The organism is Rhodopseudomonas sp. WA056 (assembly GCF_010906995.1).
GTDB lineage: Bacteria > Pseudomonadota > Alphaproteobacteria > Rhizobiales > Xanthobacteraceae > Rhodopseudomonas > Rhodopseudomonas palustris_G.
This window is the reverse complement of the sequence record NZ_QPFS01000021.1, coordinates 32,515-49,111: the sequence shown is the minus strand read 5'-3', so window position 1 is coordinate 49,111 and position 16,597 is coordinate 32,515. Positions and strand designations below refer to the sequence as shown.

Here is a 16,597-nt window from a genome sequence, read left to right as displayed (position 1 = left end):
AGGTGTACCAGACCATCATCAACAAGACCGAGCTGGAGACCGTCACATCGTATTTCTCGATGGAGGCCATCATCGATGGGCGGCCGTTCCCGGTCGGACGCTGAGCCCTCCCGTTCCCTTCCGCACACCGCGGGCGCGGCACCGCTGTCGCGTCGGGAAGACTGAGGGTGCGCACAGAACGCGCCGTCGCCGCCCGCCCCGGTCGGCAGCATCGATCGGTCGTCCGGAATCCCGCGGTGTCCGCGCTGGCGCGTTGACACCGACCTGGGACCGTCCTAATCTCTCAATCCATCAATCGATGGATTGAGAGATTAGTGAGATGAAAGCCGACGCGCGACGTGACCGGCCGGAACGTCCGAAGCGAGCTGCGACCGGATCCGCGGGCAGCAGCAAGCGGGCGACCGACCGGCATGAGCACCCGCCTCGCCGGCTTCCGGATCTTCCCCCCGAACCGCAGATCCGAAGCGCCGCGGCGATGTTCCAGGCGCTCGGCGATCCGGAGCGGCTTCGCTTGATGATCCGGCTGTCCGAGCAGGAGATCTGCGTGTCCGAACTCGCGGAGCTCGCCCAGGAGCAACTGACGACCGTCTCCGCCCGCCTCAAGTCGCTCTATGCGGCACGGCTGGTCAAACGGCGGCGTCAGGCCAAGCACGTGTTCTATTCGATCGCTGACGATCACGTCCTTCAGATGATCCGCGGCGCCGTCGCACACGCTGCCGAACCCAACTCCCCCCACGCCCACGCTCACTGAGGAAGGATGCGCCCATGGCCAGTTGCGATCACCCCCACCACGCCAACCACGATCATCAGCACGGTCCGAACTGCGGACACACCGCCGTCAAGCACGACGGCCACGTCGACTACCTGCACGATGGCCATCTGCATCACATGCATGGCGACCACGTCGACGAGCACGTCATTGGCGTCACCGAGACCAATCCGGTGAAGTGCACGCCCGAGACCAAATGCACGCACACCCACGGCCCCGGCTGCGGACACGAGGCGGTGCCGCATGGCGACCACGTCGACTATCTGGTCGACGGTCACCTGCATCACCCGCACGGCGACCATTGCGACGACCACGGTCCGCTCGAAACCGCCTGACGCCACGCGCGCTGCCGGCGCTTCGGAAGGTGCCTCCAGTCTGCGCCTTCCGGGCCGGGGGTGATCGGGATCGATGCCGGCGCAGCCGGCCGGTGCCGGATGACTACGGCCCCGACGATCCGGCAGCTCGGCGGCCGCCGGCGGAGCCGGCCCGGGCCAGCTCCCACAGCGCACCCAAACCGAACATGCCGAGGACGATGCCGTACAGCAGCCAGTGGCTGTCCGGCTGATCTGCAGCATTGTCGGCCTGCTTCTCCAGCTTGATCCCCTGCACCTGCTCGGTCGCCGCCGCCGTGTCCTGCCGGGCAGGCTCAGCCTTTGCCTCGGCTACCGGAAGCAGGCCGTAGCCAGCGGCCTTGCCGGCCACGAATTCCGCGAACTTGCGGTTTTCAACCAGCAGATCCCGGCTGCGGGCGATCTCCTGATGGGTCTCGACGAGCTTGCGCACGACGTCCTCGGGCGCGTCCCAATAGCCCTTGCGAACGGCTTCGAGCATCCGCTCCGAAATCTGCGCGAGCGCTGCGGGATGATGCTGTTTGAAGTAGTCCCTGATCCCGAGCTTCAGCTTGTCGTCGACATAGACCTCGAAGAACTCCTGCCACTGGTCGGCCCGCACCGAGCCGCGGTCCATCACGTTCCAGCCCCAGAAATTGTTGACGACGTCGACCATCTTGGTGGCGCCGGCGTAGCGCTCGTTCATCAGCTCCTTGACGTAACGCGGATGGAAATAGCGTGACCGCAATTCCTGGCTCATGAACTCGGCGACGGTCTGGTTGCGGAAGTCGCGGGCGTTTCTCAGATCGGATACGAACAGCTCCGGTGTCTTGCCTTCGAGGTGACGCACCGCCAGCCCGATGCCGCCCAGATATTCAAACGGATGGTCGATCGAGACCACGCCGTGATTGTTCGACGAGCGCGACAGCACCGCGGCCTTGGTGCCTTTGAGCGCTTCGGCGTAGAGATTGATGCCGTCGAGACGGACGTTACGGGTGTCGTCGTCGGTGCCGAACAGCCACGACATCCGCGACAGATAGCTTGTCGCCAGCGTCGCTTCGGTGTCCCAGCTTCCGGACGCCACCGTCGCTTCCGGCAACGACGTGCCGTAGCTGCCGGATTCGTTGCCGAACATCCGGACCCGCGCCAGACGCTTCGCCCGTTCGGGATCGATGCCCCTCGCCAGCAGCGCCTCGACGACCTTGCGGTTGTTGGCGACCAGCGGATTGCCGAGCTCGTCCTCGAGCGCGGCGACACGGTTGACCGCGCCCTGCAACAGCGCGAGCAATTCCGGCAGATTGTCGCGATACAGACCGGTGAGCGACAGCACGGTGTCGACGCGTGGACGATCGAGATCCTTGGCCGGGATCACCCGGACGCCGACGACGTCACCGCGCGGATTCCAGATCGGCTCGGCGCCGAGCAGATACAGGATCTGCGACTCGACCACGCCGAAGTGGTTCAGCGTCTCGGTCGACCACAGCGAGAACGTGATCTTGTCCGGATACCGGCCGTTCTTGGCGCGGTAGCTCTCGATCAGGTCGCGGCCGAGCTTGGCGCCCGCTTCCCAGGCCGCCTTGGTCGGCAGCTTGCGCGGATCGAAGCCGTAGAGATTGCGGCCGCTCGGCACCGCGTCCGGGTTGCGCAAAGGATCGTTGCCGGTCGAGGTCGGAACGTAGCCGGCGCGGAGCGCGCGCTTCAGGCTGTCGAGCTCCAGCGGAGACGTGAAGGCGGCGAAATGCCGTTTTGCCTCGTCGAGCAGCGGCCTTGCGGCCTGCGGAGCAAAGCCGAGGTCGACACCGTCGATCACCGCCTTGCGCAAGGCGGCAAAGGGCTCGCTGTGCTGGATGCCGTCGTAGGGTCGCGCCAGAAACTCCTGCGGATCTTCGCCGAACGCCTCGAGATAATCAGGTCCGAGGATCTGCAGGATCGTCAGCAGCGTCTTGTCGGCCTCGGCGACCTTGCCGAAAGTGTGCAGCCCGAGCGGCTGCGGCAGCGCGCCGACCGAATGCAGATGGGCGTGCACCTTGGCGATGAAGCCAGGAAAGTCGCCCGCGATGCGCGCCTCGTCGTAGCCCACGTCCTTGTCGATCTTCAGCTTCTGCGCCAGCGCGACGATCTGCTTGCCGATCGCGTCCCGGACGCCGCCCTGCTCGCCGGTCTCGAACTGATGCAGCAATTCGTGAAACTCGGTGAACTCGCCGTGCAGGCCGGACGGCGCGAACGGCGGCGAGTTGTGCGAGATGGTCGTCGCACGGCCGCGGCGGCGGGCGATGATCGCCTCCCCGACATTGGCCACCGTGTAAGGATAGATCACCGGCACGTTGCCGATCGTCGACTGGGTATCGTCGGCCACCGAGGGCGCGCGCTCCTTGCCCGGCGCCCATTCCTGGGTGCCGTGGGTGCCGAGATGGACGATCGCGTCGACCCCCGCCCGATGCACGACACCGTAATACACCGCGCGGTAGGCATGATGCAGCGGTCGCGTCTTGTCGTGCGTCAGGCCGTCCTCGTCTGCCCGGCGCGCACCGCGCAACGGCTGCGGCAGAATGGTGAGATTGCCGAGCTGCCAGCGCGGCACGATGAAATCCGCCCGATCGCCGTCGCGCAGCACCAGGTAGGCGTCTTCCGGCTGTCCGTACAGCTCCGTCATTGCCTGTTGGGTCTCGCGCGGCAGCTTGGCGAGGAAGGCGCGATACTCGGCGACCGGCACCCGCATCGCCAGGCCGGCGTCGACCAGTCTGGTGAGTTCCGCCGGATCGCGGCTTCGATAATACGGCCGGATCAGCTTGCGCAGCGTATCGACGACCGCCTGCTCATCGAACGCCGGGATCGCATAGCCGTCGTCGCGCAGCGCCTTGGCGATCTCGACGATCGACGCCGGCACGTTGAGATAGGACGCGGCGAAATTCTCCTCGCCGGCCGGGCTGTTCCAGACGAACATCGCCAGCTTCTTGTCGGCATTCGGCTTCAGGCGAAGCGCCGCCTGCTTCAGCACGCGCTCCGCCAGCGCGTCCATCTGGGCCGGAATCGCCTCGGTCCTCTCGTCGCCGCGACGGCCGGCGCCGATCAAGGTGACGTCGATCCGTCCGGCGGCCTCGCCGAGCGTGTAGAACACCGCCTGCCGGGAAACCGGCATGCCTTCCTGGTCGTTATGCCAGTCCTCGGCATCGCCGCCGTGATACACGATCGCCTGCAACACGGTGCGGTCGATCGACCCCATCCACTTCTTCTGCTCGTCGACGTTTGTGTAGACGCCGGTGAACGACACCAGCGCGTCCGGCAGAGTCTTTCCCTCCCTGACGATCAGGCCTGCGACCTTGCGGCCGTCGTTGGGATCCCAGAACGGCAGCGGGAAGCCGCCCTTGGCCTCGATCCGCCGGATCAAATCGTCGATATGCGCGGTGTTGTCGTTGGCGAATTCGAGACGATGAAAGCCGATCCCGATCACCGGCTGCCCCGGCTTCGGTGCCCGCCAGGCGAGATAGCCGTCGAGATCGGCGAACACCTTGCCCGGCGCATCGGGATGATACAGCGCCTGCTCCGGCATGGTCACGGCAGGCGGCGGCGACACGCCGCTTCGGCCCATCACGTCGACCTTGATGTAGTCCATCAGATGGCGAAGGTTCTCCACGCCGCCGTTGACCCAGTAGTCGTGGATCCGCTGCCCCTGCTCGGCCGTCACTCCCTTCGCCACGTCGGGGCGCCGCCACATCGCGCCGCCCCAGACCTTTCCGGAGAACTGCTTCAGCGGCTCACCGAGCTGGGCGAACATCTGCGGCAGCAGAAATTCCATCACCCAGTCGAACATCACCAGGTCCGCGCCCGCGAGCTTCGCCGCCAGCTCCGCCGGCCGGGCGCGATCGGTGAACACCCATTGCAGCGCCAGGCCGCGCTCTTGCGCGATCTGCTCCAGCAGCTTGCCCTTCGCCGGCGACGACGGATCGCGGGCGAACACCACGATCGACACCGGGCGCTCCGGTTCGGCCTGCGCGGGCGTTCCGAACAAGCCGGCCAATGCGATCAGAACCAGCAGGCTGCGCACGATGCTCGTCATTGGACGCCCCGTCAGAACCGCTTGCTGACGCCGGCATAGACCGCGCGGCCGTCGCCCAGCCGCACCGACGGCGAACCTCCCGTGGCGATCGGAATCGCGGAGAAGTCGGAGACGTAGAGCTCGTTGGTGAGGTTTCGTCCCTCGATGAACGCCGACCAGTCGCCGTCCGGCGCCTTGAAGCCGATCTTGGCGCCGAGCAGCGCGACCTCCGGGACCACGAAGGCGTCACCGCCCGACCCGTCGAAGGTGGTCGTGCGCTTCGACAGATAGCGCACGTTGCCGGAGACGAAGAACCCGGTATCGAGCCGGTAACCGGCTTCGACGAACACCTGATGCATCGGCACCACCGGCATTCGGCTGTTGCCGAAGCGCGGATCGTTGTCGAAGCGGAAGTCGTTGAGGTTGTAGACCCCGTTGACGAAGATGCTGTCGCCGGCCTTGAACACGTGCTGAAATGGAATGGTCTTGAGGCCGAATTCGATGCCCTGGTGAATCGTGCGATCCGCGTTGAACGCGATCGTGGTGGCGCAGCTCGATCCGGCACCTTCCGCAGCGGTCGCGCACCGCGTCAGGATCTCGTCCTTCAGCCGCATGTGATACAGGGTCAGGTCGTACTGGAAGACGCTGGGCCCGCCTCGCACGCCGATCTCGCCCGTCCACGCCGATTGCGACCGGACCCGGGGCAACCGCGCCGAAGGATTGGCGGCCTGCAAGGTCTTTTCGGCATTGAGCACGTCGGTGACGTCGCTGTTGGTCGGCGCTTCGAAGCTGCGGGTGACGTTGGCGAACAGGAAATGGCTCGTCACCACTTCGTAGTTGACCCCGATCTTCGGATTGAAAGATCGGTATTCGAGATCGAATTCGGCGTACTTTCCGGCCAGCCGCCCCGGCTGCGGACCGTTCGGCAGGTTCGGGTTGTTGACCGCCGCGAAGGTTCCGCCGGAATACACGTCGGTCTGGTCGCGTTTGATGTAGACCGCCTGACCTCCGACGAAGGTGCGCAGCCGCGGCGCCACTTCGATCGCCGCCTCGCCGTAGTTCTCCCAGACCCAGCCTTTGAAATCCCAGGCGCGCGACAGCCGGCCCCTGTCCTGGCCGCCGTTGGCCCAGGTCCATTGCTTGAAATTTCCGTCGGTGTAGTTGACGCGGGCTCCGGCCACAAACTCGGTCGGCAGCGACATCAGCGACGTCTGGTGTTCGACACGGCCGAACACGCCATAGTCTTTCCAGGCATAGTCCATCATGCCCGCGAACGGCGACGGGATGTGATCGAGCAGCGAGTACAGATAGTAGCCGCCGGCCTCGACCGTGGTGTCGCCGAACCGCATCGTCGTCTTGTTGGCGATCCGGGTGTAGTGGAAATTCTGGTCGGTGTCGGCCTTGAGGTTGAGCGTTCCGGCCTGGCGTCCCTGCTCCCGCAACTGATCGAGGCGCACGGTCTGGGCCAGATCGTTGTTGTTCGAGCCGGCCGAAATATAGAAGCGCGTCTCGAAATCCTCGTTCGGACGATAGCCGAAATTGGCGTCGAAACGGCCGGTGCGCTCGCCGGTATGGGCCTGATAGCCGTCGTTGCGATAGCCCGATCCCTGGATGAACCAGTCCCACTCGCCCTTCGAGCCGCCGGTCTCGAGCACGGTGGACAGATAGCCGTAGCTGCCGATCCCGAACGAGATCATCGAGCCGGGGTTGCTGCGTCCGGTCTTCGACACGATGTTGAAGGCGCCGCCGGTCGACAGCGAGCCGTAGCGCAGGCTCGATCCGCCGCGGAAGATTTCGACGTACTGGGCGGGATTGATGTTGAGGAACGAGTTGGTCAATCCGGCGTCCGTTCGTCCGAGCGGAATGCCGTCGATATAGGCGCGGACGCCGCGGCCACCGCGCGGACCGCTGGCGGCGAGATCGCTGCCGCGGATCGAAATGAAGCCGGACGATCCCGGCGTGCGGTCGGTGGTGTAGACACCCGGCGTGTTCTCGAACACCTGCCGCAGATTGCTGGTGGTGCCTGGATCGCGATTCTGCACCGACACCACGGTCTCGGCCCCGGGCCGGCGGATGAATCGCTCCTTCTGTTGCTCGAAGGTCGGCACGCCGACCTCGCGGCCTTGATCGGACAGCACCTCGATGGTGTCGAGCAGCATCGATCCGGTCGATGATTGAGCGAGGGCCGAGTCGCTGCCCGCGACGAGCGCGAGCGCGGCCACCGACTGAAGATACCAATTGCGCATGTTACTGATTTCCGAACCGCGGGGTCACTGGCGTTGTTGACGTGAGGGGGAGTTCGCAGCGCCCGGCTCGGGCACGTAGATGAAGGAGCCGTCCCGCAGCCGGTAGGCGACGCCGGCGCGCGAACCTTCGCCGCTGCCGATCTCGGAGCTCGCTTTGTAGGTTTCGATCTTCTCGCCGTCCTTGACGATCATCTCCATCTGCGGCTGCCCCGGATTCCTGACCACAACGGCCTTCTCCGACGCGAACGGATTGAGCGGGTTGACCGCGATGATCATCATCAGCGCGCCGATCATCACCAGGAACACGTCGACCAGATTGACGACAGACAGGATCGGATCGAGTTCGTCGTCTTCCTCGAGCAGGCGAAGACTCATGCCGTCCTCCGCTCCGGCATCCGCTGCGGCGAAGCACCGCTTGCGTTGTCTTCGAGATGACGCTTCACCGCGATCACCTCCTCGGCACACCAGCGGCGACGTACCGTGGCGATCCAGAAGCAAAGACTGGAGGCCGCCAGCGCCAGCACCACGGCGGAGAACGCCGAGCGCAACAATTCGCTCATCTGCGCGACGTCGTTCTTGGTCAGCGCCACCAACGCCGGCCCCATCGGGATCAGCGTCGCGATCAAGCCGAGCATCGGAGTGACGCGTGTGGCGATCCGGATGAATTCGAGACGACGCATCGCCGCGACGTCGAGTTGTTCGACGCCGATCGTCGAATCGCGCGCGAACATCGCCGCGATCGGATATCCGGCGGCTTCGCGGTCCGGCTCGTTCAGGGCGCCGCGATTCCGAAGACGGAAGACCCACTGCAGGCAGAGACGGCCGCTTTCGAACAGCGCCGCGAGAAACAGCAGATGAATCAGCAGGTGAACCGGTGCGAGCAGCAATCCCGACAGATCAGCCCACATCGACGGAGCCTCCCGTCGATCGGCGAGAATCCCCGCACCGCAGCGGTCGGGGGATGCGGCGACCGGCACGCGACAGCAAAGCCGGAGATTGGCGAATGTGGTGATCGGACATGACTTCTCGATCCCGCACCATGCGGGCTTGACGTTGCTTTGACCGGGGATGTGCCGCTCGCCGGGAGCGATGATGTAACTATATTACATGTAATGTTACAACATTGCATTCAACCGAAGTCAAGGAGCGCGATGTCCGGGCGCGTCCGATGACTGTGCAAACAGCGGCCCGACGAAAGCATCCGCGGCACGATCGCGCTCCGGAAGACAGAGCGCGCATTCACCGCGCGGGCCGCACCGGCGCCGACAAGCGCAGACAACGGCACGCGGCGTTCTGACAGGGCGAGGATTGGTAGAAGTTTGGTGGAGGTCGTTAGGCAACGGCATCCGGATCGGCCGATCCGGGACGCACAAACCGATCACTCGTCTTCGAAGGCAACGACAACCTCGGTCGAAGAAACAGAGGACGAACCGTTCCCGCGGTTAGTTTCTCTCGCGGCGTTGTCGCCAGGTCCGGCAGAATTCGAGGGCGGAGATCATTTCCTTCTCCACCGTCGACACCGAAATCTTCAGACTGCGGGCGATCTGCGGATAGGTCATCCCGTCGACCTTGCTGAGAAGAAAGATGCGCTGGGTGCGGCGAGGCAGCGTCTCGAGCGCGCGAAACAGCGCGTCGAGATCCATCCGGCTCGCCACCGCGTCCTCGGGATCGACGACGCCGGTCTGCAGTTGCTCGCTCGACACGTTGTTGGCGTAGGACGCCCGCACCCGCTCCGCGCGCAGCACATCGCAGGCGAGATTGCGGGCCGTGGTGACGACGAGACCGACGTCACGCTCGCCCACCTTTCGATTCATCAGCTTGATGAACGTCTCGTGGACGACGTCCTCCGCCGTATGTGCATTGCCGGTGATGCGCCGAACCATCCGCTTGAGCTGGCCCTGCTCCGATCCGTAAATGTTGAGCAGATCCGTCGCAGACGACATGACATCCCCATCGTAGCGCATCAGCACGGCCCCGAACGCGGAACGTTCGAAGTAATAAGCACGCCGCCATCGCCGCAGAACCGACAGGGCTCGGGAGCGATGGATACGGACATTACCGCCGATATTCTTCTAACCGCATTCCTCGCGGAGCTGTCAACGCCGCGGCGGTCTTTGCAATCGATGATTGGTTGAATTCTAAACTACGCATCAAACCGAGATTACGGGTCTTGCCGTCGTCGACCGTTGATCCCATGCGTCCCACCGATCCCGGGACGTTTTGCGGAAGACAGGCCGATGCACGGATCCATGCGCGAGATCGCCGAACGCGCGACATTTCAAAGCTTTGCCAATTGCTATCGGCGGGAAGTCGACCCCGGCGTGTCCTCCGCGCTGGGGCCGGAGCGCGGTGAGCGGCAGAACTATATCGAATGGTCCTGCCCGATGGCGGCGGCGACACTGCGCGCCGAGATCGAGCGCAACTCGCTGTGCGGGCCGCTCCGGTTCGGGCGTGTCTTCATCTGCCGCGCCCAGGAGAATGCCTGGCGCGAAATCGCGCCGCTGCGCGCGCTCTATTTGATGGTCCAGGAATGCTATGCGGCGATGGGCGTGGAACGGGCGGACGGCCTGCGCGACGAAGAAGCCGAACTGCTCGGCCGCGTGCTCACGAGCTATCACTGCATGGTGGACAGCCTTCAGCGGGCTCCCGGTCCCGGCAGCTTGAACTTTATCGACTGCGAACAGAGCCTGGTGTTCGGACATTGGCTGCACCCGACGCCGAAGAGCCGCCAGGGCATGACCGACTGGCAGCGGCCCGCTTACGCGCCCGAGCATCGCGGTCGCTTTCGGCTCGCGTTCTTCGCGGCCGATGCGGCGCTGCTGCGCCGGGGCGAAGCCGACGACGTCTCCCTGCCCGGCATTCTCGACGCGTTGATTCCACCGGATCAACGCCCGGTGCTGCGATCGGACGAGGCGCTGATTCCCTTGCATCCGCTCCAGGCCGAAGCGGTGATGCTCGATCCGGCGATCGCGGAGCTGGTGGCCCAGGGGCGGCTGCGGCGGCTCGGCGCGATCGGTGCCGAATTCTCGGCCACCTCCTCGGTCCGCACGGTGTACAACCCCGATGTCCCGTGGATGCTGAAATTCTCGCTGCCGGTCCGGATCACCAATTCGCTGCGCGTCAACCGAATGCCCGAACTGCGCGCCGGCGTCGCGATGTCGCAGCTCTTCACCCGTGCCGAGGCCGCCGCACGCCATCCCCGATTCAAGCTGATCAGAGATCCGGCCTACCTGACCCTCGATCTGCCGGGGCGCCGGGAAAGCGGGTTCGAGGTGATCTTCCGCGAAAATCCGTTCACCACGGGAAACGAGCACAGCGGAGTCGCGGTCGCGGCACTGACCGCCGATCCGCCGCCGGGCGCGCGTTCCAGGCTCGAGCGCATCGTGCGCGAGCTGGCGGCACGCAGCAACGAGACGGTGGGAAGCACCAGCCGACGATGGTTCTCGGCCTATCTCGACTGCGCGCTGGATCCGCTTGTCCGGATCTACGACGAGCTCGGCGTCGCGTTCGAAGCGCATCAGCAGAACGCCCTGCTCGACGTTTCCTCAGGACTCCCGACGATATTCTACTATCGGGACAACCAGGGCTTCTATCTGTCGAATGCGCACCGCGACCGACTGACCGCGCTGGTGCCGGAAACGGCCGATATCGGCGGCTTGTATTTCGACGACCGGGTGATCCAGGAGCGCTTCGGCTACTACCTGATCGTCAACCAGGTCTGTTCGGTGATCGCCCGAATGGGCCAGGACAGGCTGATCGACGAGGAGGCGCTGCTCGCGATTCTGTGCGAGCGGCTGGACCACCTCGGCCGCGAACTGACAGGCGTCGGCGCCGAATTCGCCGCCGGGCTTCTCGACCGCCCGACCGTCGCCGCCAAGGCCAATCTCCTGACCCGAATGCTCGACATCGACGAACTGGAAGCCGAAGACGGCCGCGCGATCTACGTGCAGTTGCCGAACCCGCTGTTGGCCGGTCGTCGTGCCCCGCGAGCCGGAGGCGTTCGTGTCGCTGCCCTGTGATCTCGTCGGCCGTCCGGAGGAGCGAGTGGTGCGCCAGCTCACCGCGGCGGCGCTGTACGAAAACCTGTTCGGGCCCGTCGACCTCACCCCGTGCCCGCCTCGGCGCTTCGAATGGTGGAGCAACGGCCGGGCGTGGCGCGCACGTGGCCGGATCGGCGCCTTCGGCCGGCCGCGGCTCGAAACCGGAAAGGTCGAATGGCTCGCCAGCGATGGATGGCGCTCGGCTTCGATCGCGGATGTCGTTGCAGCCCTGCCAGGCGCGGCCTCCGCGAGAGCACTGCTGCGTCGCGAGCTCGAACAGACCGAGGCCCTGATGCGATGGAACCATCGCCATATTCGGCGTCGCGACCGGCGACGGATGGCTTTCTCCGAACTCGACGCGGCGGTCGATGAAGGGCATCCCTACCACCCCTGCTTCAAATCGCGCACCGGATTCGACGAGCGGGACCATCAGCTCTACGGGCCGGAAGCGGGCAACGCCTTTCAGTTGGTCTGGCTCGCCGTCGCGCGCGAGGAACTGCATCTGTCGCTGCCCGAGCCGGAGGAGACGTTCTGGAAATGTCAGCTCGGCGCCGAGGAGCTGAATCGGATTTCAGCGCGCGCCGCCTCGCTCGGCCTCGACCGGCGACAGTTCGGCTTGATACCGATCCATCCCTGGCAATGGCGGCATCTGGCGGAAGATCGACTGCGTCCCCTGATCCGATCCGGGCGCGTGCACACGTTGGGCGCGGCGGGCGATCCGTATCGCGCCAGCCAATCGGTGCGCTCGCTCAGCAACGCGCGCGACCCGCGCCGCACCGGCGTGAAGCTGGCGCTGGGCATCGTCAACACCTCGACACGCCGTCACCTCGAGCCGCATTCGGTCGGCACCGCGCCGGTCCTGTCCCGCTGGCTCGGCGACATCATCGACAGCGACCCGCTGTTTCGATCCCGCTACCAGATCGATATCCTCCGTGAATTCGCCGGTGCGATCGTCGATCGCGACGGCCCGCTCGGCGGTGAGGTCGCCGCAATCTGGCGCGAAAGCGTCGAGAGCAAGCTCGCCGACGGCGAAGCAGCGGTGCCGTTCAACGCGCTGATGGTGATCGAGTCCGACGGCCGCCCCTTCATCGAGCCATGGCTGGACCGCTACGGCGTCAAGCCATGGCTCGATCGCCTGATCGAGGTCGCGGTGCTGCCGGTGTGGCGGCTGCTCGTGGTCCACGGCATTGCGACAGAGGCGCACGGACAGAACATGGTGCTCGTCCATCGCGACGGCTGGCCCGAACGGCTGATCCTGCGCGACTTTCACGACAGCCTGGAATTCGTGCCGGAGTTTCTGGGCGATCGCGGATCGGTGCCGGACTTCGCAGCACTCCATCCCGACTACCGCAATGCGCTCCCCAACCAGTATTATTGGATGCAAAACCCCGCCGACCTGCGCGACCTGTTCGTCGATTGTCTGTTCGTCTTCAATCTCGCCGAGATCGCGCATCTCGTACATAGCTGCTACGGCGTGGACGAAACCACGTTCTGGCACAGGGTGACGCGTCATCTCGCCGCCGATATCGCCGAGCACGACCTGGGCGAGCGCGTGGCACAGCTCGGCTTCGGGACGCGACAGATCCTGATCGAGAGCCTGTTGGCACGCAAGCTCGGCCTCGCGGACAATCTCCAGCACGCTGCGCACAATCCCCTCGCCGGCTTCGCGCCGATCGCACGAGAATACGCATGATCCGGATCGACGACAAATTCTACGACCGCGCGGTGATGCAGACCATGAGCCGGCGCGCAGCGGCCGCGGTCGGTGTCGCAGATCACGGGCTCAGCTTCGCCGTCCGCATGTCCGACACCGCAGACTATCTGTCGCTGTTACTTGCGATCCGCGAGGCCGGCGCCAGCGCATTGCCGATCCATCCTTCGACGCCGCACGCTGCGGCCCGCAGGCTTGCCACCGATTTCGGTTGCCACCGGCTGGTGACCGACGGCTTCGCCGTCGAGCAACTCGGCGCAGCCGGCCCCGGCCCCGGCGGATTGCTGCAAACGACCTCCGGAACCACCGGAGAACCGAAGCGGATCATCCGGACCTGGTCCGAAATCGACCGCGAGATCGAGAGCTATGTGGCGACCTTTCACGCTCCGGAAACGATGAGTCCCGTGGTCGCCTGTCCGGTCACGCACTCCTACGGGCTGATCTGCGGGGTGTTCGTCGCGCTTCGGCGCGGACAGGTGCCGCATGTGGTCGGCACCGGCAATCCGAAATACCTGATCGCCCGCCTTCGCGACACCACCCGGCCGCTGCTGTATTCGTCGCCCGCCATGCTGCACGCGGTCGCCCGCCTGCTGCCGGCGGGCGAAACGATCTGCGCCGCCATGACCTCGGGGACGGTGCTGCCCGAAACCTGGCTCGCCACGATCCGGGCTCGGACCACACATCTGTTTCAGCAATACGGCTGCTCGGAAGCAGGATGCGTCGCGATCAATCCCGATCTCACGGCGTCGGGCGACATGGGGTTTGCTTTGCCCCACCACCGCGTCGAAGCAGGCGACGGTGCTCAGCCGCGGGAGATCGTCGTGCATACCGGCGACCGAACGATCCGGACCGCCGACCTCGGCTACACCAGACCCGACGGCATGCTGGTGTTCGTGGCGCGCCTCGACGACACCATCAACGTCTCCGGACTCAACGTCTATCCAAAGGAGGTGGAGGACGTCGTGATGGCGATGCCCGGAGTGACCGACGCGGTCGCGTTTCGGCGGCTCGATCCGTTCGCGGGCGAACGCGTCGCGCTGGCCTTCAGCGCCGAACACGATGTGTCGCCCGCGGCCTTGCGCGAATGGTGCATTCAGAACCTCGCCGCACATCAGGTGCCGATCGAAACGGTGCGCCTCGCCCGCCTGCCGCGGCAGGCGAACGGCAAGATCAATCGGCGGGAAATCGCGGCGCTGCACGCCGCAGGTCGCCTCGAGCTCTCGGCGGAGGAAATCGTGGCATGACCCGAGAACAGATCACGACCGCGATCCGCCAGATCCTCGCAGAGCGGATGAACAACCAGCACCTTGACGGGTTCGGCCCGCAATCGCGGCTGAACGCCGATCTCTATCTCGACTCGGTGTTGATGCTGGATCTGCTTTTGGATCTGGAGCTCGGTCACGGCATCGTCGTGCCGGACGACTTGGTCGCCGGCTCGAAGATCGAGACGGTCGGCGATCTGGTTGATCTATTGGTCCCGGCCGGTTCACTCGACGCCGGAGCCGAAGGCGCCGCCGAGCCGGCAGCCTTCGACGTCCATGCCGCGGTCTATCCGGACATCAAGGTCCATTGCGTCGTCTCTTGTCTGTGCGATGCGGTGAAAGCGGCGGGCCTCGATCACCGGCCGATGTATTTCGGCATCTGGGACGCCGACTTCGCCGTCTCGGAGCGACACCAACTGCGCTACCATGCGCCGCAGATCAGCCACGACGTGTTCTGCCGCTGGTTTCACCGGCTCTACGGCGTGCGCGTCACCGAGTGGTACGATCACTCTGCACCGAAACAGGTCAATATCACCAAGCTGCTCGGTCTGATCGCTGCGCGCCGTCCGACCGAGAACGTGATGGTGATGCTGGACATGTTTCACCTGCCGGAGCGCGAGAACAAGTTCAACCAGAACCCCTTCCCGCATTTTCTGATGGTGGAGGCGACGGCGGACCCGCATGTCTGGCAGGTGCGCGATCCGGATTTTCGCTGGGAAGGACCGATCGAACGCGATCGCGTCCTCAATGCCGTCGCCCAACCGAGCGTCGCCGGCGGCTACATGTTCGATCGCCGCGCGGTGCGGCTCCCGGCCGCGGCCGATATCCGGGACTACTTCCTCACCTGCTTCGTGGCGGACGACAATCCTCTGATCCGTCGCGTCCGCGATATCGTCGACGTTCATCTCCAACGCCGTGACGGCCTATGCGTGGCAGAGCTGAAGACTGCGCTACGCGAACTCCCCGTACTGTCGATCCGCAAATGGGCCTACGAGCACGGCTTCGCCTTCTTCTGGCGATCGCTTCGGCTCCCGAACGACGAGTTCCTGGTGTGGTGCGACAGGATCGAAGAGCTCGCACTCGGCCTGCCGGCATTGCATCTGAAGATCCTGCGGCTGGCGCAAACCGGCGATGCGGATTGCGCCGCAGACGTCTACCGGACGCTGGACAGCCTCGACGCGCTCGAGACCGCGATCAAGGCCAGGCTGCATGCGGTGTTTCTCGACTGGTGCGTCGATCGGGGGCTGGCACGGACGCCGATGTCTGAACGCAGGGCGGGGTTACGTCGATGAAGCTCTCGGTCTGCACCATCACCTTCCGGCATCATCTGCTGTCCTTCGACGAGATCGCCGACTGGGCGCGCGGCAGCGGGTTCCACGGTGTCGAACTGTGGGCGGCTCATGCGCGCGGGCTGCTGCGGACACATCCGCAATATGGCGCCGGCTGGCTGGCCGGGTACGGCCTCTCGGTCCCGATGCTGAGCGACTACCTGCCCACCGACGGCGACGCCGCCGAGATCCGCCGCCGCACGGTCGGACTCTGCCGACTCGCGGAGCACTGGTCGGCACGCAAGATCCGCACTTTCGCCGGCAATATCCCGAGCCGCAACATGTCGCGTAGCGAGCGCAGATCGCTGGCGCATCGCCTTCGCGACATCGCCGCCGTCGTGCACGACCACGGCATCCGGCTCCTGGTCGAGACCCATCCGAACACATTGGCGGACGGTCTCGAGCCGACGCTGTGCATGTTGGCCGATGCCGACCACCCGGGGCTCGGCATCAATTTCGACGCGCTCCATGTCTGGGAAGCCAACGACGATCCGATTCAGGCCCGCTGCGCGCTGGCGGAATTCATCGGCCACTATCATCTGAAGAACGTTCGCGCGCGCAGCGAGCTCGGTGTGTTCGCGCCCGAAAATGTCTATTCCGCCGCCGGCACCCGGGAGGGTATGGTGCCGTTGTTCGACGGCGCCATGGACTACGACAATTTCCTGTCGGCCATGGCGGCCGAGAGCGAAGCGGAAGCCTCGCTCGAATGGTTTGGAAACAATTGTTTCGAGACGTTGGTTCATGATCGGATCGCCGTTCTCGCCCATCTCGGTTCGACGATGCGCGGCCCAGGTTCGCCGGAGGCGCGACGAAGCCGTTCCACAACGACGGGAGTCGCGAATTCGGCTCCCGGCCTCGCCTGAGACAAAGGCCCTC

At 65.2% G+C, this 16,597-nt stretch carries 12 protein-coding genes; 7 read left to right on the top strand and 5 right to left on the bottom strand.

Annotated features, from left to right (window positions below):
* Positions 1-319: 319 nt before the first annotated feature.
* Together DU475_RS24225 and DU475_RS24220 are read left to right on the top strand one after the other, a co-directional pair.
* Positions 320-751 carry an ArsR/SmtB family transcription factor gene (locus DU475_RS24225; RefSeq protein ID WP_234713390.1) on the top strand — a complete coding sequence of 144 codons (432 nt, stop codon included), beginning with the start codon at positions 320-322 and terminating at the stop codon, positions 749-751.
* A 14-nt stretch (positions 752-765) separates the two neighbouring features.
* The gene (locus DU475_RS24220; RefSeq protein WP_013502874.1) at positions 766-1,104 is read left to right on the top strand and encodes a hypothetical protein; all 339 of its coding nucleotides are present in this window, start codon (positions 766-768) and stop codon (positions 1,102-1,104) included.
* A 103-nt stretch (positions 1,105-1,207) separates the two neighbouring features.
* Here DU475_RS24220 and DU475_RS06840 read toward each other — a convergent pair whose 3' ends face one another.
* From DU475_RS06840 to DU475_RS06820, 5 genes are all read right to left on the bottom strand, one after another.
* Complete coding sequence (locus DU475_RS06840) at positions 1,208-5,155, bottom strand: cobaltochelatase subunit CobN (protein WP_052960659.1); 3,948 nt, start codon at positions 5,153-5,155, stop codon at positions 1,208-1,210.
* An 11-nt stretch (positions 5,156-5,166) separates the two neighbouring features.
* The gene (locus DU475_RS06835; protein ID WP_205524256.1) at positions 5,167-7,293 is read right to left on the bottom strand and encodes a TonB-dependent receptor family protein; all 2,127 of its coding nucleotides are present in this window, start codon (positions 7,291-7,293) and stop codon (positions 5,167-5,169) included.
* 111 nt (positions 7,294-7,404) lie between these two features.
* Entirely contained in the window at positions 7,405-7,755 is a 351-nt protein-coding gene (locus DU475_RS06830) for a DUF2149 domain-containing protein (RefSeq protein ID WP_164631437.1), read from the bottom strand.
* On the bottom strand, positions 7,752-8,288 hold the full coding sequence (locus tag DU475_RS06825) for a MotA/TolQ/ExbB proton channel family protein (RefSeq protein ID WP_164631435.1): 537 nt from the start codon (positions 8,286-8,288) through the stop codon (positions 7,752-7,754). The genes DU475_RS06830 and DU475_RS06825 overlap by 4 nt, the downstream gene beginning before the upstream one ends.
* Positions 8,289-8,822: 534 nt before the next feature.
* A complete protein-coding gene (locus DU475_RS06820; protein ID WP_235677236.1) occupies positions 8,823-9,323 on the bottom strand; it encodes an RNA polymerase sigma factor in 501 nt (166 codons plus the stop codon).
* Positions 9,324-9,617: 294 nt separating this feature from the next.
* Between DU475_RS06820 and DU475_RS06815 the strand changes: the two genes are divergently transcribed.
* The 5 genes from DU475_RS06815 to DU475_RS06795 are packed head-to-tail and all read left to right on the top strand — an operon-like array spanning position 9,618 to position 16,584.
* Complete coding sequence (locus tag DU475_RS06815; RefSeq protein WP_164631433.1) at positions 9,618-11,399, top strand: IucA/IucC family protein; 1,782 nt, start codon at positions 9,618-9,620, stop codon at positions 11,397-11,399.
* Positions 11,383-13,113 (top strand): IucA/IucC family protein, encoded by a 1,731-nt coding sequence (locus DU475_RS06810; protein ID WP_164631431.1) that lies wholly within the window; start codon positions 11,383-11,385, stop codon positions 13,111-13,113. The genes DU475_RS06815 and DU475_RS06810 overlap by 17 nt, the downstream gene beginning before the upstream one ends.
* On the top strand, positions 13,110-14,375 hold the full coding sequence (locus tag DU475_RS06805; RefSeq protein ID WP_164631429.1) for an AMP-binding protein: 1,266 nt from the start codon (positions 13,110-13,112) through the stop codon (positions 14,373-14,375). Before DU475_RS06810 ends, DU475_RS06805 begins: the two co-directional genes overlap by 4 nt.
* Complete coding sequence (locus DU475_RS06800) at positions 14,372-15,685, top strand: DUF6005 family protein (protein WP_164631427.1); 1,314 nt, start codon at positions 14,372-14,374, stop codon at positions 15,683-15,685. Before DU475_RS06805 ends, DU475_RS06800 begins: the two co-directional genes overlap by 4 nt.
* Positions 15,682-16,584 carry a sugar phosphate isomerase/epimerase family protein gene (locus tag DU475_RS06795; protein ID WP_164631426.1) on the top strand — a complete coding sequence of 301 codons (903 nt, stop codon included), beginning with the start codon at positions 15,682-15,684 and terminating at the stop codon, positions 16,582-16,584. Before DU475_RS06800 ends, DU475_RS06795 begins: the two co-directional genes overlap by 4 nt.
* Positions 16,585-16,597 lie beyond the last annotated feature (13 nt).